Origin of the sequence: Corallococcus aberystwythensis, assembly GCF_003612165.1 — a bacterium.
GTDB classification, from domain to species: Bacteria; Myxococcota; Myxococcia; order Myxococcales; family Myxococcaceae; genus Corallococcus; species Corallococcus aberystwythensis.
This window is the reverse complement of sequence record NZ_RAWK01000130.1, coordinates 1-19242: the sequence shown is the minus strand read 5'-3', so window position 1 is coordinate 19242 and position 19242 is coordinate 1. Positions and strand designations below refer to the sequence as shown.

The window sequence follows — 19242 nt, the reverse complement described above, 5'->3', positions numbered from 1 at the left end:
GGGCCGTTGCCCATGGGCAGCGCCAGTCAAATCCGTATCATCAAAGACATACAGTCCATGTGGACTTCCGTCAACGGGCGTCGTGTCCGTGGGTGAAACTCCGGGCTGGGACGACGTGATGCGGGAGTTCCTCGTCGAGTCCCGCGAGCATGTGCAGAGCATCGAGGCGACGGTGCTGGAGCTGGAGGCGCAGCCGGGCTCGCAGCCGCTGCTGGCCCAGCTGTTCCGGAGCCTGCACACCGTGAAGGGCACCTGCGGCTTCCTGGGCTTCACCCGCCTGGAGGCGCTGATGCACGCCTCCGAGGAGATGCTCGGCCTGGCGCGCGACCGGCGCCTGGTGCTGGACCGCGAGCGCGTGTCCACGCTGCTGGCGCTGGCGGACGCGGCGCGCGCGGCGCTGGAGCACATCGAGGCGACGGGGCTGGAGCCCGCGGTGGACCACTCCGCGTTGCTCGCGCGCATGGCGGGCGCGGCGGCCTCCGCGCCCGTGGAGGTGTCCGAACCGCTGACGCCTCCGGGCGCCCTGCCCTGGCGCGGCGCCGCCACCGGCGTGGACTCCAAGCTGCGCGTGGACGTCGCGCTGCTGGACCGGCTGATGAACCTGATGGGCGAGCTGGTGCTGGCGCGCAACCGCATCCTCCAGTGCGCGGCGTCCCCCACGCCGGGCGCGGAGCTGATGACCGCGTCGCAGCGGCTGGACGCCGTCACCACGCAGGTGCAGCAGGTGGTGATGAAGACGCGGCTCCAGCCCGTGGGCCAGGTGTGGAACCGCTTCCCGCGGCTGGTGCGCGAGCTGGCGCATGGGTGCGGCAAGCAGGTGCGGCTGCAACTGCACGGCGCGGACACGGAGCTGGACAAGACGCTGGTGGAGGCGCTGCATGATCCGCTCACCCACCTGCTGCGCAACGCCGTGGACCACGGCGTGGAGACACCCGAGCAGCGCCGCGAAGCGGGCAAGCCGCCCGTGGGATGCCTGACGCTGAGCGCGTCCCACGAGGGCGGGCTCGTGCACCTGGGCATGTCCGACGACGGCGCGGGCATCGACGTGCAGCGCGTGCGGCAGGTCGCGGTGCAGCGGGGCCTGCTCACGGCCGACCAGGCGGCGCGGCTTCCGGAGGCGGAAGCGCTGATGCTCATCTTCATGCCGGGCTTCAGCACCGCGGAGCGCGTCACGTCCCTGTCCGGCCGGGGCGTGGGCATGGACGTGGTGCGCACCCAGGTGGAGCGCATTGGCGGCACCGTGGAGGTGCACAGCCGGCCCGGCCAGGGCACGACGTTCACGCTCAAGATTCCCCTCACGCTGGCCATCATCCCGGCGCTGCTCGTCACCTGCCGGGGCGACCGCTACGCCCTTCCGCAGGCCTCCTTGCGGGAGGTGGTGTGGCTGGAGCCGGCCCAGGCCCGCAGGGACATCACCCGCATCCAGGGCGCGTGCGTCTTGCGGCTTCGCGGTGAATTGCTGCCGTTGGTGGTGCTCGCGGCGGAGCTGGGCGTGGGACCCGCGACGCCGGACCTGGACGACGGCGCCACCGTCGTCGTGTTGCAGACCGGCGAGCGCACCTTCGGGCTGTGGGTGGACGCCATCCACGACACGGAAGAGATTGTCGTCAAGCCGCTGTGGAAGCACCTGAAGGGGCTGGCCTGCTACGCGGGCGCGACGGTGCTGGGCGACGGGCGCGTGGCGCTCATCCTGGACGCCATGGGCCTGGGCCGCCGCGTGGGCACCGCCTCCGAGGCCCAGGCCGCCATTCCCGAGGCCGTCCCGGAAGCGCCACGCCCCGAGGACGCTCGCGAGCGGGTGCTCCTGTGCCGCACCGGCGCGGAGGGCCGCGTGGCCATCCCGCTGTCGCGCGTGGCGCGGCTGGAGGAACTGCCGGCGTCGGACGTGGAGCGGCTGAGCGGGGGCATGGAGATGGCGCGCTATCACGGACAGCTCCTGCCGCTGGTGCGCGTGGCCACCGTGCTGGAGGCGCGGCCCGGCGCGACGGAGCGGCTCACGCAGAACCTCCAGGTCGCGATTGGCGAGTCGCTGTCCGTCGTCGTCGCCACGTACGAAGGCACGCGCGTGGGGCTGGTGGTGGACGCCATCCTCGACGTCGCGGAGGTGGAGCTCGCGCTCCAGCGTGAGACGCGCCGCAGGGGCGTGCTGGGCTCCATGGTGGTGCAGAGCCGGGCCACCGAGTTCCTGGACGTGGAGGGCACCGTGCGCGCCGTGCATCCGGAGCTGCTGACAGGGGGTGCGCCGTGAGCGCCTTCCGCCAGCTGTGCTCCTTCCAGGTGGGCGACCACCTGTTCGGCCTGGACATCGCACGCGTGCAGGAGATCCTCCTGCCGCCTCCGCTCACGCGCGTTCCTGGCGCGCCTCCGGAAGTGGCGGGGCTGCTCAACCTGCGCGGGCAGATCGTCCCCGCCATCGACCTGCGCCGCCGCCTGGATCTGCCGGAAGGCACCGCCCCCGCGGACGCGCCCCACGTCGTCCTGCGCGGCGACGAAGGCGCGGTGAGCCTCCGCGTGGATGCCATTGGCGACATCCTCCCCTTCGAACAGTCGGACCTGGAGCCCCTGCCGGACAACCTGCGCGGGCCCCTGCGCTCGCTCCTGCTGGGCGTCCATGCGCTGCCGGACCGGCTGCTGCTCGTGTTGTCCGCGGACGCGGTGGTGGACGGGCTCGCGCCCGCGTCCAGCGCCTCCGCCTCCCCTTCCTTCCCCGTGCTTCCCCAGGAGTCCCGCTGATGGCCCGCCCGACCGCGCCCGCCGTGAAAACCACCCTCTTCCAGCGCCTGGGCGGCAAGGCCCCCCTGACGGCCGCCGTGCAGAAGCTCTACGCGCGGGTGATGACGGACGCACTGCTCAAGCCCCTCTTCCGCCGCGCGGACCTCGTCCAGTTGCAGCGTCAGATGGTCGCGTTCCTCACCCAGCACCTGGGCGGCCCGGCCGTCTACCGCGGCCCGTCGATGCGTGACGTGCACGCGCGCCTGTCGCTCAAGCCGCATCACTTCGAGCGCGTCGCCGAACACCTGGCTACCGTGCTGGATGAAATGGACGTGCCGGGCCCCGTCGCCCGCGAGGTGCTGGCGGCGGTGGGCACGTCGCAGGATGACGTCGTGAGCAGGCCCGCGCCGAAGGCCGCCGCGAAGCGTGCCCCGGCGCGTGCCTCCCGCACGCAGGGACGCCGGGTCGCCACGGCCTCCGCGCCCGCGGCCCGGTCCTCCCGCCGCCGCGCGTCCACGCCGCTCGAGGGGGCGCTGAGCGAGGCGGTGCTGGACGCGGCGCGCGTCCACCTGTTCGTCCTGGACGCGGACCTCAACATCGTCTTCACGAACGCGTCCGCATCGGAGGCCATCGAGCAGCTCAGCGACGCGGCCGGCGACGTGGGAGGCAGCGACTTCCTTGCCCACTTCGAGCACCAGCTGCGCCTGGACGAGGACCCGCTGAGCGACCCCTCCGCGCTGCCGCACGAAGCCAGCTTCGCGGTGGGCCCCACGCTGCTCAAGGCGCGCATCGACGGCATCGCGGGCCGGGGCGGAGCGCTCACCGGTTATGTGGTGACGTGGACGGACGTCACGGATCAGGACCGCGCTGACACCGAGATGGCCCGCCTGCGCGCCATGCTGGAAAACGCGCCCACCTGCGTGATGGTGGCCGACCGGGACCTGAAGATCGTCTACCTGAACCCCGCCTCGCGCCGGCTGTTGCAGCGCGTGGAGAAGCACCTGCCCGTCACCGCGGACCGGGTGCTGGGGGCCACCATCGACATCTTCCACAAGGACGCGGCGTACCAGCGGAAGATCCTGTCCGACGACAAGAACCTGCCGGTGCGCGCGAACATCCCCATCGGGCCGGAGGTCGCGGACCTGCTGGTGACGGCGGTGTACGACGGCCAGGGCCGCTACCTGGGCCCCATGGTGACGTGGGAGCTGATCACCGAGAAGCTCGCCGTGCAGCAGCGTGAGCAGGATCTGGACAGCACCCTGCGCGGCATCTTCCAGGAGGTGACGCAGCACTCGCGGACGCTCGCGGCGTCGTCGCAGGAGCTGTCCAGCGTCAGCCAGCAGATGGTGAGCAACGCGCAGGAGACCGCGGCGCAGGCCACCCAGGTGTCCGCCGGCGCCGAACAGGTCAGCCGCAACGTGCAGAGCGCCGCGTCCGGCATGGAGGAGGTCAACGCGAACATCCGCGAGGTGGCGCGCAACGCGAGCAGCGCCGCCAAGGTGGCGGCCTCCGCGGTCCGGCTGGCGGACTCCACGTCCAGCATCGTCGGCAAGCTGGGGACCAGCAGCCAGGAGATCGGCAAGGTCATCAAGGTCATCACCTCCATCGCGCAGCAGACGAACCTGCTGGCGCTCAACGCGACCATCGAGGCGGCCCGCGCCGGTGAGGCAGGCCGGGGCTTCGCGGTGGTGGCCAACGAGGTGAAGGAGCTGGCGCGCGAGACGGCCCGCGCCACGGAGGACATCGGCCAGAAGATCGGCACCATCCAGGGCGACACCGAGGAGGTGGTCAACGCCATCCTGGAGATTGGCGCCACCATCGGCCGCATCAACGAACTGCAGACGTCCATCGCATCCTCCGTGGAGGAGCAGACGGCCACCGCGGGCGAGATCCTCCGCAACGTGGGGGAGGCCGCCAAGGGCAGCCAGCAGATCTCCGAGAACATGGCCGCCGTGGCGGAGGCCGCGCGCAGCACCACCGAGGGCGCGGGCAGCACGCAGCGCTCGGCGGTGGAGCTGGCGCACATGGCGCAGTCGCTGCAGCGGCTGGTCGTGCAGGTGGACACCTCCGACAAGCAGACCCGGGCGAAGTAGCCCAGGGAGCCACGCCACGTGCGGACCGGATTGAAGCGGTGGTGGGAGCTGGGGCAGGTGGCCCGCGCCTCCACGCGCCTGCGGCGGGTGTCCCGTCCACAGGACGCGGAGCGCGCGCGGCGCGAGCTGGCCCAGCGGCTCCTGGGCCTGCGCGGACTGCCCCAGAAGGTGGGCCAGGTGCTCACGCTCGCGGAGCCAGGCGCGGACACGCCGGGGTTCGGTTCGCTCGCGGAGGCGCCCTCCCCGCTCCCGCCGGAGGCCGCGCTGGCGGAGGTGTCCCGCAGGCTGGGCCGTCCCTGGCGGGAGGTGTTCACGTCGCTGGACGGCGTGGGCATCGCCGCGTCACTGGGCCAGGTGCACCGGGGCGTGCTGCATGACGGGCGCGCCGTGGCGGTGAAGCTGCGGCATCCGGGCATCGCGCAGGCCGTGCGGGATGACCTGCGCGCGCTGGGGTGGCTGGCCGCGCCGCTGGGCGGCTGGCGCGGGAAGCTGGACCTGTCCGCCTACCGCCACGAGCTGGCCCGGATGCTCCAGGGCGAACTGGACTACCGCCACGAGGCCCAGTCCCTGCGGGACGCGGGCGCGCGCATGCCGGACGTGCCGGGCGTCGTCGTCCCGGTGCCGGTGGACGCGCTCACGCGGGAAGACCTGCTGGTGATGACCTGGGTGGAGGGCGCTTCGCTCGCGGATGGCTGGCGCTGGAGCGAAGCGGATCGCCGCGCGCTGTCCACGACGCTGGTGCGGCTGTTCCTCCACGGCTGCTTCACGTGGGGCGCGCTCCACGCGGATCCGCATCCGGGCAACTACCGCGTGTCGCGGGGGTCGGACGGCAAGCCCGTGCTGGGGGTGCTCGACTTCGGCTGCGTGAAGCCGCTGACGCCAGAGCTGGCCGGGGGACTGGGGCGGTTGATCGCCCTCCTCCGGTGTCCGGGCACCCCGCCGCGCCCGGAGCCACTGCTGTCCGCGTGGGTGATGCTGGGCTTCACGCCGGAGCTGCTGGAGCCCATGGCGGACGCGCTGCCCGCCGTCAGCCGCGTGCTGCTGGAGCCCTTCCTCCTGGACCGTCCCTTCCACGCGCGAAGCTGGCGGCTGGGAGAGCGGCTCGCCGAGGCGCTGGGGCCGCACCGCTGGAACTTCCGCGCGGCCGGGCCCGCGTCCCTCCTGTTCGTCCTGCGCGCGTTCCACGGGCTGGTGCGCCACCTGGACGTGCTGGACACGCCCATCGCGTGGGGGCCGCTCCTGGACGAGGCCCGCGCCCCGTCGCTCCCGCCTCCGCCCTCGCCGCCCGAGGCGCGCGTGGAGGGCACCGCGCGCTACCTGAAGGTCCGCGTGACGGAAGCAGGACAGACGCGCGTCGCGCTGACGTTCCGCGCGGACGTGACGGCGCACCTGGAAGACCTGCTGCCGGAGGACCTGCCGCGAAGGCTCGCGGAACGGGGCCTGGATCCGGCGGCCATCGGCACGCAGGCGGTCGCGGCGGGGCTGCGGCCGTCGGTGTTGTTCCACCTGGACGTGGGCGACCGGCACGTCCGGGTCTGGCTCGAGTGAAACACGGACAAGGAGGTGACGCGTGGTCACCATCGGCATGAACTACGAAGTGCGTGAGGGCAAGGCGGAGGCCTTCGAGCGGAAGTTCGCACTCGTGCTGGAGGCGATGCCGACGCTGCCGACGCACGCGCGGACGGAGCTGTTCAAGAGCGTGGGGGCGCTGGGGCGCTACCTCATCGTCTCCGAGTGGCACAGCCGCGAGGGCTTCGACGCCTTCGTCGCGTCCGAGCCCTTCCACCGCGTGACGGACTGGGGCGCCAGCGCCATCCTCGCGAGCCGGCCGCGCCACAAGGTGTATCGCGAGACGGCCCGAGCCCCGGCGCGCCGCTGCCCGGTCGCACACGCGGTCCGGTGACGCGGATGCGCATGAACGCCATCCGGGTCCTGGTGGTGGACGACGCGGCCGTCGTACGCCGTCAGGTGTCGTTGCTGCTGGGCACGGATCCAGGCCTGGAGGTCGTCGCCACCGCGCCCAACGGCCGCATCGCGCTGGCGAAGGTGGAGCAGTTCCAGCCGGATGTGGTGCTGCTGGATCTGGAGATGCCGGAGCTGGACGGCCTGGAGACGCTGAAGCTCCTGCGCCAGCGCGCTCCGGCGCTGCCCGTGGTGATGTTCAGCGCGCTCACCGAACGCGCGGGCGTGCTGACCCTGGAGGCGCTCGCGCTGGGGGCCCGCGACTACGTGACGAAGCCCACGTCCGCCGGTGGCATGAACGTCACCGTGGAGGCCGTGCGGGACGAACTGGTGCGCAAGCTCAAGGCGCTCAACGTGCGTACGCCCTCCGCCGCGCCGATGCTGGTTCCCGGGACGCGCGCCCCCCCGCCCCGGCCGCAGACGCCCGCGAAGGTGGAGGCCCTCGTCATCGGTGCGTCCACCGGAGGCCCGGGCGCGCTGGTGCGCGTGGTGTCCGCGCTGCCCGCGGACCTGCCGGTGCCGGTGTTCATCGTGCAGCACATGCCTCCCCTCTTCACCCGGCTGCTCGCGGAGCGGCTGCAGGGCGTGAGCCCCCTCACCGTGCGCGAGGCCGTCTCAGGAGCGCTCGTGCAGGCCGGCGAGGTCTGGGTCGCCCCCGGGGACTTCCACCTGGCCGTGTGCCGGGAGGCGACGGGCGTGCGGCTGCTCACGCATCAGGGCCCGGCGGAGAACGCGTGCCGTCCGGCGGTGGACCTGCTCTTCCGCTCGGCGGCGGAGGTGTACGGCGCGGGGGTGCTGGCGGTGGTGCTCACCGGCATGGGCCAGGACGGGCTGCGCGGCTGCCGCAAGGTGAGTGAAGCGGGCGGGCAGGTGGTGGTACAGGACCAGGCCAGCTGTGTCATCGGCGGCATGCCGGGCGCGGTCCAACAGGCGGGGCTCGCGGACGCGGTGGTGCCGCTGGACGCGCTGGCCCCGGAGCTGGTGCGGCGCGTGGACGCGCGCGGACGGAGGACCTGAGCATGCCACTGCTTCCCGAGGACTTCTCCTACCTGCGGCAGCGCGTGCTGCGCCGCTCCGGGCTCGTGCTGGAGCCCGACACGCACGCGCTGGTGGAGACACGGCTCATGGCGCTCGTGCGCGAGGAGCGGTTGCCGGACACCTCCGCCCTGGTCGCGCGGTTGCGCTCGCAGCCGGAGAGCAGTCCGCTCCACCAGCGGATGGCGGAGGCGCTGGCCAACCACGAGACGGCCTTCTTCCGCGACGCGCCCGTGTTCGACGCCCTGCGCACCACGGTGCTGCCCGCCCTGCTGGCCCGGCGCGCCCGCACGCGGACGCTGCGCATCTGGTGCGCGGCGTGCGCCTACGGCCAGGAGCCGTACAGCGTGGCGATGACCCTGGCGGAGGCCGGGCTGCTGCTCACCGGCTGGACGGTGCGCATCCTCGCCACGGACTTCTCCACCCGTGCGCTCGTGCGCGCCAGCGACGCCTGCTACGACGCGCAGGAGATCCACCGGGGCCTGACGCCCGAACTGCGCCAGCGCTACTTCCACCAGGAGCGCGACGGGTGGCGGCTCAACGAACAGGTGCGCAGGCCCGTGGAGTTCCGGCCGCTCAACCTGATGGCCGGCCTCCCGCCCGAAGCGCCCGTGGACCTCGTCTTGCTTCGCAACGTGATGATCTACTGGGACGTGCCCACCCGGCGCGCGGTGCTCGCCCGCGTGCGGCGGATGCTCCACGTGGACGGCTACCTGGTGCTGGGCGCCGCGGAGGCCTCGCCCCTGGTGGAGGACGGCTTCACGCGGCACCTGATTGGACAGACGAGCTGGTACCGCCCCGCGCCCGCTTCGCCCAACGCCAGCGCGGGCACGCCCCTGGAGGACGCACGCCGCGCGGCCCGCTCCGGCGCTACACCTTGAGGCGGATGGCGCCGGGCAGCAGCGTCATGGTGCAGGGCAGCCGGCCCGGCGTCTCGCCGTCCACGTCCAGGAACACGTCGCCGTCCTCCGACTCGGCGTGGATGGTGCGGCAGCGCAGCCGCCGCGTGCCCTTCCAGGTGACGTGGTCGCCGTTGTAGACGCCCTTGGACTTGAGGACGAAGTCGGACAGGCCGTAGTTGGACCAGATGGTGATGTCGAAGAGGCCGTCGTGCGTCACCGCCTCCGGCGCCACGAACATGCCGCTGCCGAAGTAGCGCCCGTTGGCCACGGCCACCGCGGTGACGCTCACCGTCTCCGGCGTGCCGCCATCCACCGTGAGGCGCACCTGCCGCTCCTGGTACTTCAGGAGGCCCTTCACGGTGCCCCACATGAAGCTCAGGTTGCCGCCCAGCGCCTTGCTGCCCTGGTTCACCTCGCGGGCCACCACCGCGCTCACGCCGAACGACGCGATGTTCGCGAAGAAGCGCGTGGCCGGGTTGCCGTCGTTGTCGATGAACTCCAGCCGCCCCACGTCGAAGGGCTCCGTCTTCTCCGTGCGCAGCCGCTCCAGCGCGGACGTCAGCTCCAGGTCCCACCCGAAGGTGCGCCGGAAGTCGCCGCCCGTGCCTCGGGGCAGGAGGGCCAGCGTGGCCTGGGGATTGATGACCTGCCCGTCGCGGAAGAAGCCGTTGGTGACCTCGTTGAGGGTGCCGTCACCGCCCACCGCGACGATGCACTCATACCCATCGTCGATGGCCTGCCGCGCCAGACGCGCCGCATCCATGCCGCCGCTGGTGAAGCCGTGCCCGAACTCACCGAGCACCTTGCCCACCTGCGCGGAGATCTCCACCCATCGCTTCCCCGTCTGCCCGTTGGCGCTGCGCGGGTTGACCACGAGGAACGTCTTCATTCAGTGCCTTCTCCCTGCGAGAACGGCTTGTTTACGCAATTGTGCGCCGGGGCTCCACTCCATGACCCACAGGAGGGCCCCGAAGCCCGGGGTGTTTGTCACCCGGCCCCGTCCATGCTGGGCTTCCCGCCTCCCATCTTGCCCCGGACCCCGAGTGAAAGCCCCCGCCGCCACCGAGCAGCTCGCGCCCCACCGGGAGGCCACGCGCGCCCTGGACTGGGCGCTGCCCGCGCTCCGGGCGGACCTGGCGGCGGCGGCGCGGCAGCCCTTCCGGGAGACGGGCGCCCAGGAGGACTTCCTCCACCGCCATGACGCACCGGCCCATGAAACCCAGGGGCCGGCGCGGACGGAGCGCTTCGAACGGGCCCTGGCCCGGGTGCGCCAGTTCGCGGACGCGGGCGGGCCGCTGACCTTCGCCCGGATGGTGGAGGTCCAGTCGGAGCTCCTGGGCGGCCCCACGGGCTTCCGCACCGGGGACGCCTACGCATGGGGCGGCGCGCACCGCTATGCGCACGCGCCCGGGCTGGAGGCGGCGTTCCGCGAGAAGGTGGAAGCGGACGCTCGGGAGGACCGCCACCCCGTGGCACATGCCACGCGGTTGTACCTGGACCTGTGTTTCTTCCACCCCTTCCCGGACGGCAATGCCCGCGCGGCGCGGCTGTGGTTGGAATACATGCTGCGCCGGGGCCGGCTGCCCACGCCGCCGCTGGCGCCCGTGGTGCTGTGGCCCAAGCATCCGGGAGACGCGGTGAACTACACGCGGCTGGCAAGGCTGCTGGCCCGGAGCATCGCGGGGCCGGACGCGCCCTGCCGCAACGAGGTGCCTTCATGAGCAATGACGCAGCGGCTTTCACCTGGCAGCGCATCCGCGGCAGCCTGGATGCCTATTCGCCGGAAGCGCTGGCCTCCCGGCTGCGGGAAGCCCTGGCTCCTTTGAGGACCGGCACGATCCATCTGGGCCGGATCAATCAGGCGCAGAACGTCGTGATGGACCTGCTCAAGAACGAACTGGGGGCCTGGTACACCATGAGCGGCCTGCCCCTGGGCAACGAAGTCCTGGGGGGCTACTGCTGGTGCCACTCGTTCTTCAAACAGAACCCGCCGCATCGGACGATGGACGTGGATGAGAACATCCAGATCATGTTGCAGTCGCTGGAGCGGATCCGCTCGTTCCTGTACGCGCTGGATGGCGTGTATCAGACCGCGCGCAGTCAGCTTGAAGCAGCCGCCGACGACAAGGCCCTCCGGGCAAAAGCGCTCGCGGAAGGGCTGGTGCGTACCGTGGATCTGACGGCGGAGACGACGTCTTGCGAGGAGACCTGGTACCAGGTCGCGCAGGACGCCATGTCGTGGTGCATCGAGGCGATGGGGTTGCCCCTGTCGGACGCCACGCTGGAGCAGTTGGAGACGGCCTTCGTGTTCACGTCCTGGATCGCGCCCCCACCGGACGCCCTCCGCGACGCGGCGGCGCGGGTGGCCGAAGTGGCCGTATGAGCAGGTCCGCCCTGGGCCCCTGGCTGCTCATCCGGGACAGCCTGGATGGGTATGAGCCGGAGAAGCTCATCCGCCTGTTGCGCGAATACCTGACGCCGCAGGTGCCGCCGGGGACGCGCAAGCTCACGGACGAGCAGCACGACACGATGGCGAAACACGTCCAGCGCCTGCTCAACCAGAACCTGGGCCCCTGGTACACGGAGACGGGCCTGTATCTGGGCAATGAGAGCTTCGGCGGCTACTGCTGGTGCCACCGGTTCTTCCGGCAGAAGCCCACGCCGAACATGAGCGTGGAACACAACATCCAGCTCATCATCAACGCGCTGGAAGAGTCGCGCGCATGGCTGTTCAAGTTGGATGCCCACTTCCAGGCGTTGAAGCGGGACCTGCCCAGGGCACCTGAAGACCGGGACATCCGGATGCTCGCGCTGGCGGATGGCATCGTCACCACGATGAACCTCACCGTCGAGGCCACCGGCGGCGAGGAGGCCTGGTACACCTTCGCGGATCAGGCGCTGTGGTGGATGTTCGATGCCATCGAGCTGCGCCCGGGCTATCAGGCCGGCAAGCTGATGCGAAAGCTGTTCGCCTACGAGTCGTGGCACACGCCGCTCGAGGAGGAGCTGCGCGGCTCGGCGGAGAAGGTGGCGGCGGCCGTCGTGGAGGACGAGGGCCACCGGCACAAGCACTGAGCCGCGCGCCCATCCCTCAGTGGATGGGCTTCCCGCGCGGCATCCGGACCTGCTCACGCGGGCCTCGCTTCACCTCGATGCGCTTGCCCTGGGCCACCGGTTCCGGAAGCTTCAGGGAGATCTCCAGCACACCGTTCTCGAAGTGGGCCTCGATCGTCTCCGTGTCGATGCCCTCTGGCAGCGGGATGGCGCGCCGGAAGCAACCGGTGCCGCGCTCCAGGCTCCAGACCCCTTCGATCTCCTGTTCCTCCTCCACCTCGAAGCTGCGCTCGCCTTCAATCACGAGCATGTCGTTCAGCAGCTCGACGTGGATGTCCTCCTGCTTCATTCCCGGCAGGTCGGCCTTCACGACGAGGTTTCCGTTCCGTTCCAGCACGTCCACCTGCGGAGACCAGAGCCCCTCGTCCATCATGCCGCCCCGTGCGGCGAGGCCGCGGCTTCCGATGCCGGTGAAGAGCTCGTCCATGTCCTCCAGCATCCGGCGCAGCAGGCCGAACGGGCTCATGGGCATGGCTTCCCGGCCCATGGCCGATGCGTAGGACTCCCGGCGGCTGATACCGGTGCCCGTCCTGGGCTCCTGGCCCTGCGAGGCCCCGCCCGGCGCGTCGGCCTGAGCGTTCTTCACGGCGGGTGGGGAGGAAGGCCCTCCCTGCGCCCCCGGGTTCCTGTTCGCGTTTGCCATGACGTCCTCCCCCGGAGGTGTTCGGCTGGCGCCCGGCCGCCGGACCGCCCCGGTGACTCAAACGGGGATGGGATTATCCCACCCTCCAAGTTGGCCGTGCCTCCGGGAGGCATCAAGGGTCCGTGGGTCGCAGGCCCCGGTGTCTGTCATTGGAGGGAGCGTCGCTACGCGAGCAGCGTGGCGTCCATCACCGTCAGCGCCACTCCGCCGACGCGAGCCCGTTCGACGTGGCCTGGCCGGCCGGTGACCTGGATGTCGATGCGGCCCGGCTTGCCCAGCGTGTCCCCCTGCTCGATGCGGCTGGACACCGTGCCGCCCTGCTCGGGCAGGCGAAGGCTCCCGTGCTCGGCGAGCCAGGCCGCCAGCGGTCCCGCGGCGGAGCCCGTCACCGGGTCCTCCAGGATGCCGAACCCTGGGACGAAGTAGCGCGCCTGGGCCGCGCTCCCCTCCTCCTTCGCTTCGCGGGTGAAGAGGTAGACGCCCCGCACGCCGTGCGGCATCAGCAGCGCGTTCATCGCCGTCGCCCGGGGCGTCAGGGCCTCCAGGTCCGCGAGCCGCCGGAGGGGCACCACCAGCCGGTGGCCCTGGCGGATCACCGGCAGCGACGGGTCCACCTGCGACGCCGTCCCGCCGAGCGTGGCCATCAGCGGCTCCAGCGCCACGGGGTTGGGCTGCACGGGCGGCTGGGGGGTGGTGATCCACACGCGCGTTCCCTGCGCACCCTGAGGCTCCAGCTCGATGGCGAACGTGCCACCAGGGCACTCCAGCGTGTACGTCCCCGGGCTTCGCAAGAGCCCCTTCTCCGCGAGCAGGTGGAAGGTGGCCACCGTGGCGTGGCCACAGAAGGGAATCTCGTCCACGGGCGTGAAGTAGCGCAGGCGCACGGTGGCGTCACCGGGCCGTGACAGGAGGAAGGCGGTCTCCGACGCGCTGACGGCCGCGGCGGCCCGCTGCATGGTGGGGACATCCAGCGCAGAGGCGTCGAGCACCACGCCCGCGCGGTTTCCTGCACCGGCGGTGCGGGTGAAGGCATCGATGATGTGGACCTGCATGGGCGGGCTCCGGAGGGGAAAGGGCCTGGGAAACGCAGCAGGCATGCTCCGCTGTTTCATGGGCGTCAAGCGGTGGACCCACGTGCCAGGAGGACCCAGAAGAGGGTTGAACAGGAGCGCACGAGCGGGCACAGCGGTGGAACATGGGTTTCCTGAAGCCAGGTGGGTGGGTGGTGCTGGTGGTGCTGCTCCACGCGAGCCGCGCGGCGGCACAGATCGTCAACGTGCAGGCGCTCTTCGACGAGAAGGCGGAGCTGGGGCCGGCCGCGGCCATCGAGCTGGGCGGCGACTGGCGCACGGGCAGCACGGAGCTGTTCTCGATTCGCGGTTCGCTGGTGGGACAGGTGCGGTCGGAACGCGACGTCTGGCTGGGCGTCATCCGGGGCGAGTATTCGTTCGCGAGTGGTGAGCGCATCGTCAGCCAGGTGCTGGAGCACGTGCGCTACCGGCGCCTGCTCACAGACCGTGTATCGGGAGAGGTCTTCGCACAGCACGAATACAATGAGTTCCGCCGGCTCCAGCTCCGGGTCCTGCTGGGCGCGGGTCCCCGCTTCGTGCTGTTCAACGAGGACAGCGCGGGGCTCACCTTCGGCGTGGCGCTGATGCTGGAGCACGAGCGGCTGCGCAAGGACGGCGAGGTGGACGCGGGCGATCGCTACACGGATCCACGCGTGTCCAGCTACCTCCTGGGCCGGGTAAAGCTGATGGAGAACATCAACCTCGTGGAGACGATCTACCTCCAGCCACGCGTCACCCGCCCCTCCGACCTGCGCGTCCTCAACGAGACGCTGTTCGCGGTGACGCCCAACCCTCGGGTCACGGTGGGCATCGGCTTCAACCTCACCTACGACAGCTCGCCGCCCGCGACGGTGCCGGCGCTGGACACGCAACTGCGCACCACGGTGGGCGTGAAGTTCTGAGAGCCCGGACATCGATACTGTCCACCACCAGCAGGGGACGCAGCAAGGAGAGGCGGCGCACACTGCGCTACCACCACCTACGACTCTGAGCCCCTGGACGACATCTGTGTACGGGAGCTTAGGCACTGTGAGTCCCGGCAACACGATGAACGGCTCGTTCAGTTGCTGCCAGGCAGGCTCAAGCACTTCAGCGGCAGTTGACGCCGCATAACGCAAGCGTTATTGATTCGGGGTGGCCATCCCATTGGGATCGCCAGCACGTTGTCGAGTTCCATCCATGGGATGGTGCTTTACAACACCATCGTTGATGGCGTCCTCATCCGCTGGATGATGCTCTAACAACGCGGAGGGTGCCGCTTGAGCAGTCTCGCGTATGCGAACCTCGTCCCCAACGAGCGATGTTCGCCTCCGCGAGGCACCTCAGGAGGTGCCGTTCGTTCGGCCAATTCGTCCGCTGGACGTTGCCGCCGATAACACGAATGTCACTCAGGATGGGTGACATCGGCAGGGCATCTTCTGGTGTGAAGGTGCTCTCGTAAACAACCGTGTGTGCACCGCTTTGGGCGGCGCTACCCATACGAGCTCATCGCGCGTTGGACGATGAGCCGTCCTGGGTAACCCTACTCAAAGCGCTGCACTCAAAGGGCAAAACCATGATCCGTCAATTGAACTACGTGCGCCATGAAGCTGAAAGTTTCCTTCTATGCGACGCCACGCGGTGGCAATCCCGTACAAAAGTATCTCCACGCGCTGGCTGATCACGAAGCAGCACCGCTCTATGCCTCCCTCCGAGACATCGAAGTCCACGGTCTGAAGGGCACGACCGCTTCACTTCGAAGCATTGAGGGCAAGCTGTGGGAACTCAAAGTGGGAAGGCACCGGGTCTTCTACGTCCTCCTCACGGGACCAGAGATGGTGCTCCTGCATGCCTGCAAGAAGCAGGGCCAGAAAGCACGCAAAGTGGATTTGGAACTATCCAGATCCCGAATGAAGGAGGTGCTTGAAGGCGACTGACCAGGCGTTCCACGGTGCGCCTTGGCAGGAGTGCGGTGCTCCGAAAGCGGATGCCAGAGATGCCTAGCAAGAAACGGAATCAACACGTCGATGGGAGCCTCCAGGCGCTCATCGAGCGGAGAAAGGCGGACAGCCCGACCTTCGCCACGCTCTATAACGAGGAGTTCAATAAGCTCGCCCTGGCACGCCAAGTGCGCGAACTCCGGGAAAAGCAGGGGCTCAGTCAGACCGAACTGGCCGAACGGGCTGGGACGAAGCAGCCCGCTATTGCCCGCCTTGAGAGCGGGCGTGTCGTGCCGCGGCTCGACCTCTTGCAAAAGATTGCGCATGCCCTTGGCATGCAGCTTGAGCTCCGCTTCGTGAAGTCATCCTGAAGGCAGGCGGAGGCGTCCTCATTCGTGGGCTCCCGGGTTCCCCCCCAAGCGCCTGGACATTGGGCTTGTCCATTCCAAGGATGCGACCACTACGGCTGAACGCGGTAGGACATGAGTGAGCAGCTGAGGTGCATCAACCGCGCTGGATGTCCGCGCCTCTGGCCAACATCGATGTCCGGGGGCTTAAGCTGCTCCGAACAGCCGTCCCTCCGGAGCGGAGCGGTCCTAACTGGTCCGACTGTCGGACCAGTTCGTGTGCCACGCCGCCGACGGGGCCGGCTGGCGCTCGACTCTCAGCCATTGAGACCGCGATTCTTGGCCGACGGCAGAGGGGTAGACTCCGGCAATGGCGTCCCATCCCATCCCCGCCCCCGTCGTCCTCCTGGGAGGCGGCAAGATCGCCGAAGCCCTCATCCAGGGGCTGCTGCGCTCTGGACAGGTGAACCCGTCGGGCCTTCGCGTCACCGTGCGCCGGCCCGAGCGCGGCGAGCAGCTGCGCGCCCGGCACGGCGTGCAGGTCCTCATGGACAACGCGCAGGCGGTGCGGGGCTCGAGCGTGGTCCTGCTGGCGGTGCGGCAGGCGCAGCTGCGGGAGTTGATGGCGGTCATCTCGCCAGCCCTGGAGTCAGGGCAGACCGTGGTGTCGCTGTCCGCGGACGTGCGGCTCGCGCAGCTGGAGGCGGCGCTGCCCTCCTGTGCCTCCGTCCTTCGCGCCCTGCCCCACACGCCGGTGCGCGTGGGCGAGGGAGTGACGCCGCTGACGGCCGGAACACGGGTCACGGAGGCCGCTCGACGAACCACCGAGTCTCTCTTCGCGGCGGTGGGCCGGCCGCAATGGATGTCCGAGGAAGCGCTCACGGTGTGCACCGGCGTGTCCGGCACAGGCCCGGCCTATGTCTTCCGGTTCGTGGAGGCCCTGGCCCAGGCTGCGATGGCGCACGGGATGGACGCGGCGGAAGCGGCGGCGCTCGCGCGGGGAACGCTCATTGGCGCGGCGAAGCTGTTGGCCGAACCCGACGCCACCACTCCGCGTCTCATCGCGGAGATCGCGACCCCGGGAGGCATCACCCAGGCGGGGCTGGAGGCATTGGAAGCCCAGGGCCTCCCTCGCATCGTGGGTGAAGCAGTGTCCGTCGCCATCCAGCGCACCCGTGAGCGCGCGGACGCGACCGCCGCGGCCTACAGCACGCCGAAGTGACGCTTGAGCCCCCGCTGGCCTCCGGGGGTGACGATGAGGCCACGCGAGTCAGGCTGACGTTCCACCCATCCCAGCGAGAACACACGAGTGGCGAGCGCCGCGCCCAGCGCCCCCGCGAGGTGGTCGCGCCGCTCGCTCCAGTCCAGGCACCGGTGGGCGAAGTTGCGCCGCTGTTCGCGCACGGGCTCCAGGTCGATGCCGAAGTCCTGGAACCACGCCTCACCACTGGGGGTGAGCGCGAAGGCACGGCGGCGGAGCGAGAGGTGCCCGGCCCGCAGGAGCGCGTCGGTGATGCCCATGCCCAGCCTGCCCGCCAGGTGGTCGTAGCAGTAGCGCGCGGCCCGCAGGGGTTCCGGAGTCGCTGACGCACGAGGACCCCGGACCGCCACGGTCATCAGCGCTTCCACCATCCGCGCCACCGTGGGCGTGGCGAGGCGGAACACCTTGTTGCGCCCCTGACGGGTGGAGCGGACCAGCCGGGCCTGCTCCAGCCGCTGGAGGTGCGCGGTCGCCGTCGCGGGGCTGACGCCCGTGCCGAACGCGAGCTCCTTTGCAACGAGCGCCCGCCCCTCCATGAGCAGCTCCAGCATCCGGATCCGCGTGGCGTCCCCCACCGCGCCCGCCAGCGTCGCGAGGTCCGGCCCTGCATTCATCGTTCGGTCCATGGCGAACCATTTCCTAGCACACGGACCCGGCGACAGGAGGAGAGTGCTCGGGAGCGAGGACCGATGACACCGCCCACCGACCCGTATCAGGCCGTCACCCACCCCGACCCCTACCCGTACTACGCGGAGCTTCGCGCCCGAGGTGGACTGCACCGCGTCCCAGGCTTCGGGCCGTGGATCGCGGCGGATGCGGCCACTGTCCGTGCCGTGCTCACGAGCGAGCATTGCCGGGTCCGGCCGAAGGCTGAGCCCGTGCCCGCGCACCTGGTGGGCACCGCCGCCGGAGCACTCTTCGGACGGCTGGTGCGGATGAACGACGGAGGCCCCTACCCGGCCGTGAAGCAGACCCTGTCACGCGCGTTGCCGGAGGCGCTGCGAGAGGTGGACTCAGAGAGTCGCCGCCAGGCGGCACGGCTGTTCGCGAAGCCCTCGCTGTCACGGCTGCCGGAGACCGCCCTCCAGTTCCCGGTGTTCGTGCTGGGGTCGCTGCTGGGGTTCCCTGAAAGCACCCTGGAGGCGAGCGTGCAGGACGTGGAGGCCTATGTCCGCTCGGTGGCTGGGCCCACGGTGAGCAGCGAAGGCGCGGCGAGGCTGAACGAGCGCGTGGCGGCCTGTTTCCAGACGACTGCAAGGACCCCTTTCACCGCCCGGCTCATGGAAGGCCACGGCGCGGAGGAACTGCGCGTGCCCAACGCCGTGGGCCTGCTCACCCAGGCGTACGAAGCGACGGCCGGGCTGCTGGAGGCGACGCTGCGGGCCGTCGCTCGCTGGCCCGAGTTGCGGAAACAACTCTCACGGGGCGAGTGCACGCTCGATGACGTGGTCCAGGAGGCAGTTCGCCACGAGTCTCCGGTCCAGAACACGCGGCGCTTCACTCATGCGGCAGCGGCCGTCGCGGGCCAGCAATTGGAAGCCGGCGCGACCGTGGTCGTCGTGCTCGCCGCCGCGAATCGCGATCCGCTGGAGAATCCCCAACCGGACGCGTTCCTGCCCCGGCGCGTGGGGCGGCAGACCTTCACCTTCGGCCTGGGCGCGCATGCCTGTCCGGGGCCGCTGCTGGCGACGGCGATGGCCATGGCGGCGGCGGAACAGGTACTCGCGAGCGGCGTGGACCTGTCACCACTGGCGGGCCCCGTCACCTGGCGTGCTTCCATCAACACCCGCGTCCTGGGAGGTCTGTGATGATTGCTGTCATTTTCGAGGTCTGGGCACACGAAGCGCATCGGCAGCGGTACCTGGACCTCGCGGCGGAGCTGCGGCCCCTGCTGTCAGGCATTGACGGCTTCATCTCCATCGAGCGGTTCCAGAGCCTGAGCGAGCCAGGGAAGCTGCTGTCCCTGTCCTACTGGCGCGACGAGGCGGCGGTGGCGGAATGGCGGCGCCTGGAGTCACACCGGGAAGCCCAGCGCGAAGGCCGGGAGGGCGTGTTCAGTGACTACCGCCTGCGGGTGGCGCACGTCGTGAGGGATTACGGATTGAAGGACCGTGCGGCCGTGCCCGCCGACAGTCGCACCGTGCACGGCTGAAGCGGCCGGCGCACGGCGGCTGTGTTCCCGCC

The 19242-nt window shown here is 70.5% G+C and carries 20 protein-coding genes; 16 read left to right on the top strand and 4 right to left on the bottom strand.

Annotated elements, in window-relative coordinates; genetic code table 11:
* Positions 1 to 88 precede the first annotated feature (88 nt).
* From D7W81_RS21825 to D7W81_RS21795, 7 genes are read left to right on the top strand one after another with little or no spacing between them, the layout of a single operon-like run.
* Positions 89 to 2248, top strand: coding sequence for a chemotaxis protein CheA (locus D7W81_RS21825; protein ID WP_208721400.1), 2160 nt, complete (start codon positions 89 to 91; stop codon positions 2246 to 2248).
* Entirely contained in the window at positions 2245 to 2733 is a 489-nt protein-coding gene (locus tag D7W81_RS21820) for a chemotaxis protein CheW (protein WP_120557326.1), read from the top strand. Before D7W81_RS21825 ends, D7W81_RS21820 begins: the two co-directional genes overlap by 4 nt.
* Entirely contained in the window at positions 2733 to 4805 is a 2073-nt protein-coding gene (locus tag D7W81_RS21815) for a methyl-accepting chemotaxis protein (protein WP_120557325.1), read from the top strand. The genes D7W81_RS21820 and D7W81_RS21815 overlap by 1 nt, the downstream gene beginning before the upstream one ends.
* Positions 4806 to 4823: 18 nt before the next feature.
* The gene (locus tag D7W81_RS21810; protein ID WP_120557324.1) at positions 4824 to 6353 is read left to right on the top strand and encodes an AarF/UbiB family protein; all 1530 of its coding nucleotides are present in this window, start codon (positions 4824 to 4826) and stop codon (positions 6351 to 6353) included.
* Between the two features lie 22 nt (positions 6354 to 6375).
* The gene (locus D7W81_RS21805; RefSeq protein ID WP_120557323.1) at positions 6376 to 6708 is read left to right on the top strand and encodes an antibiotic biosynthesis monooxygenase family protein; all 333 of its coding nucleotides are present in this window, start codon (positions 6376 to 6378) and stop codon (positions 6706 to 6708) included.
* Positions 6709 to 6719: 11 nt separating this feature from the next.
* Positions 6720 to 7784 (top strand): protein-glutamate methylesterase/protein-glutamine glutaminase, encoded by a 1065-nt coding sequence (locus D7W81_RS21800; protein ID WP_120557333.1) that lies wholly within the window; start codon positions 6720 to 6722, stop codon positions 7782 to 7784.
* A 2-nt stretch (positions 7785 to 7786) separates the two neighbouring features.
* The gene (locus D7W81_RS21795; RefSeq protein ID WP_120557322.1) at positions 7787 to 8683 is read left to right on the top strand and encodes a CheR family methyltransferase; all 897 of its coding nucleotides are present in this window, start codon (positions 7787 to 7789) and stop codon (positions 8681 to 8683) included.
* On the opposite strand, the gene D7W81_RS21790 is transcribed toward D7W81_RS21795, so the two are convergent.
* Positions 8673 to 9593, bottom strand: coding sequence for a diacylglycerol/lipid kinase family protein (locus D7W81_RS21790; RefSeq protein WP_120557321.1), 921 nt, complete (start codon positions 9591 to 9593; stop codon positions 8673 to 8675). The genes D7W81_RS21795 and D7W81_RS21790 overlap by 11 nt on opposite strands.
* 154 nt (positions 9594 to 9747) lie before the next feature.
* On the opposite strand from D7W81_RS21790, the gene D7W81_RS21785 reads away from it, so the two are divergent.
* From D7W81_RS21785 to D7W81_RS21775, 3 genes are read left to right on the top strand one after another with little or no spacing between them, the layout of a single operon-like run.
* Entirely contained in the window at positions 9748 to 10425 is a 678-nt protein-coding gene (locus D7W81_RS21785) for a Fic family protein (protein ID WP_158621648.1), read from the top strand.
* Positions 10422 to 11087, top strand: coding sequence for a hypothetical protein (locus D7W81_RS21780; protein ID WP_120557319.1), 666 nt, complete (start codon positions 10422 to 10424; stop codon positions 11085 to 11087). Before D7W81_RS21785 ends, D7W81_RS21780 begins: the two co-directional genes overlap by 4 nt.
* Positions 11084 to 11779 (top strand): hypothetical protein, encoded by a 696-nt coding sequence (locus tag D7W81_RS21775; protein WP_120557318.1) that lies wholly within the window; start codon positions 11084 to 11086, stop codon positions 11777 to 11779. Before D7W81_RS21780 ends, D7W81_RS21775 begins: the two co-directional genes overlap by 4 nt.
* Before the next feature lie 16 nt (positions 11780 to 11795).
* Here D7W81_RS21775 and D7W81_RS21770 read toward each other — a convergent pair whose 3' ends face one another.
* Both D7W81_RS21770 and D7W81_RS21765 read right to left on the bottom strand, forming a co-directional pair.
* Entirely contained in the window at positions 11796 to 12461 is a 666-nt protein-coding gene (locus D7W81_RS21770) for an Hsp20/alpha crystallin family protein (RefSeq protein ID WP_120557317.1), read from the bottom strand.
* Positions 12462 to 12625: 164 nt separating this feature from the next.
* The gene (locus tag D7W81_RS21765) at positions 12626 to 13513 is read right to left on the bottom strand and encodes a PhzF family phenazine biosynthesis protein (RefSeq protein WP_120557316.1); all 888 of its coding nucleotides are present in this window, start codon (positions 13511 to 13513) and stop codon (positions 12626 to 12628) included.
* A gap of 143 nt (positions 13514 to 13656) precedes the next feature.
* On the opposite strand from D7W81_RS21765, the gene D7W81_RS21760 reads away from it, so the two are divergent.
* From D7W81_RS21760 to proC, 4 genes are all read left to right on the top strand, one after another.
* Entirely contained in the window at positions 13657 to 14433 is a 777-nt protein-coding gene (locus D7W81_RS21760; RefSeq protein ID WP_120557315.1) for a DUF481 domain-containing protein, read from the top strand.
* Between the two features lie 681 nt (positions 14434 to 15114).
* Entirely contained in the window at positions 15115 to 15447 is a 333-nt protein-coding gene (locus D7W81_RS21755) for a type II toxin-antitoxin system RelE/ParE family toxin (RefSeq protein ID WP_120557314.1), read from the top strand.
* A 59-nt stretch (positions 15448 to 15506) separates the two neighbouring features.
* Entirely contained in the window at positions 15507 to 15821 is a 315-nt protein-coding gene (locus D7W81_RS21750) for a helix-turn-helix domain-containing protein (RefSeq protein WP_158621647.1), read from the top strand.
* Positions 15822 to 16167: 346 nt separating this feature from the next.
* Complete coding sequence (proC, locus tag D7W81_RS21745; RefSeq protein WP_120557312.1) at positions 16168 to 17019, top strand: pyrroline-5-carboxylate reductase; 852 nt, start codon at positions 16168 to 16170, stop codon at positions 17017 to 17019.
* On the opposite strand, the gene D7W81_RS21740 is transcribed toward proC, so the two are convergent.
* On the bottom strand, positions 17001 to 17684 hold the full coding sequence (locus D7W81_RS21740) for an ArsR/SmtB family transcription factor (RefSeq protein ID WP_120557311.1): 684 nt from the start codon (positions 17682 to 17684) through the stop codon (positions 17001 to 17003). The genes proC and D7W81_RS21740 overlap by 19 nt on opposite strands.
* A gap of 63 nt (positions 17685 to 17747) precedes the next feature.
* On the opposite strand from D7W81_RS21740, the gene D7W81_RS21735 reads away from it, so the two are divergent.
* A complete protein-coding gene (locus tag D7W81_RS21735; RefSeq protein ID WP_120557310.1) occupies positions 17748 to 18866 on the top strand; it encodes a cytochrome P450 in 1119 nt (372 codons plus the stop codon).
* Positions 18866 to 19210 carry an antibiotic biosynthesis monooxygenase family protein gene (locus D7W81_RS21730; RefSeq protein ID WP_120557309.1) on the top strand — a complete coding sequence of 115 codons (345 nt, stop codon included), beginning with the start codon at positions 18866 to 18868 and terminating at the stop codon, positions 19208 to 19210. Before D7W81_RS21735 ends, D7W81_RS21730 begins: the two co-directional genes overlap by 1 nt.
* Positions 19211 to 19242 lie beyond the last annotated feature (32 nt).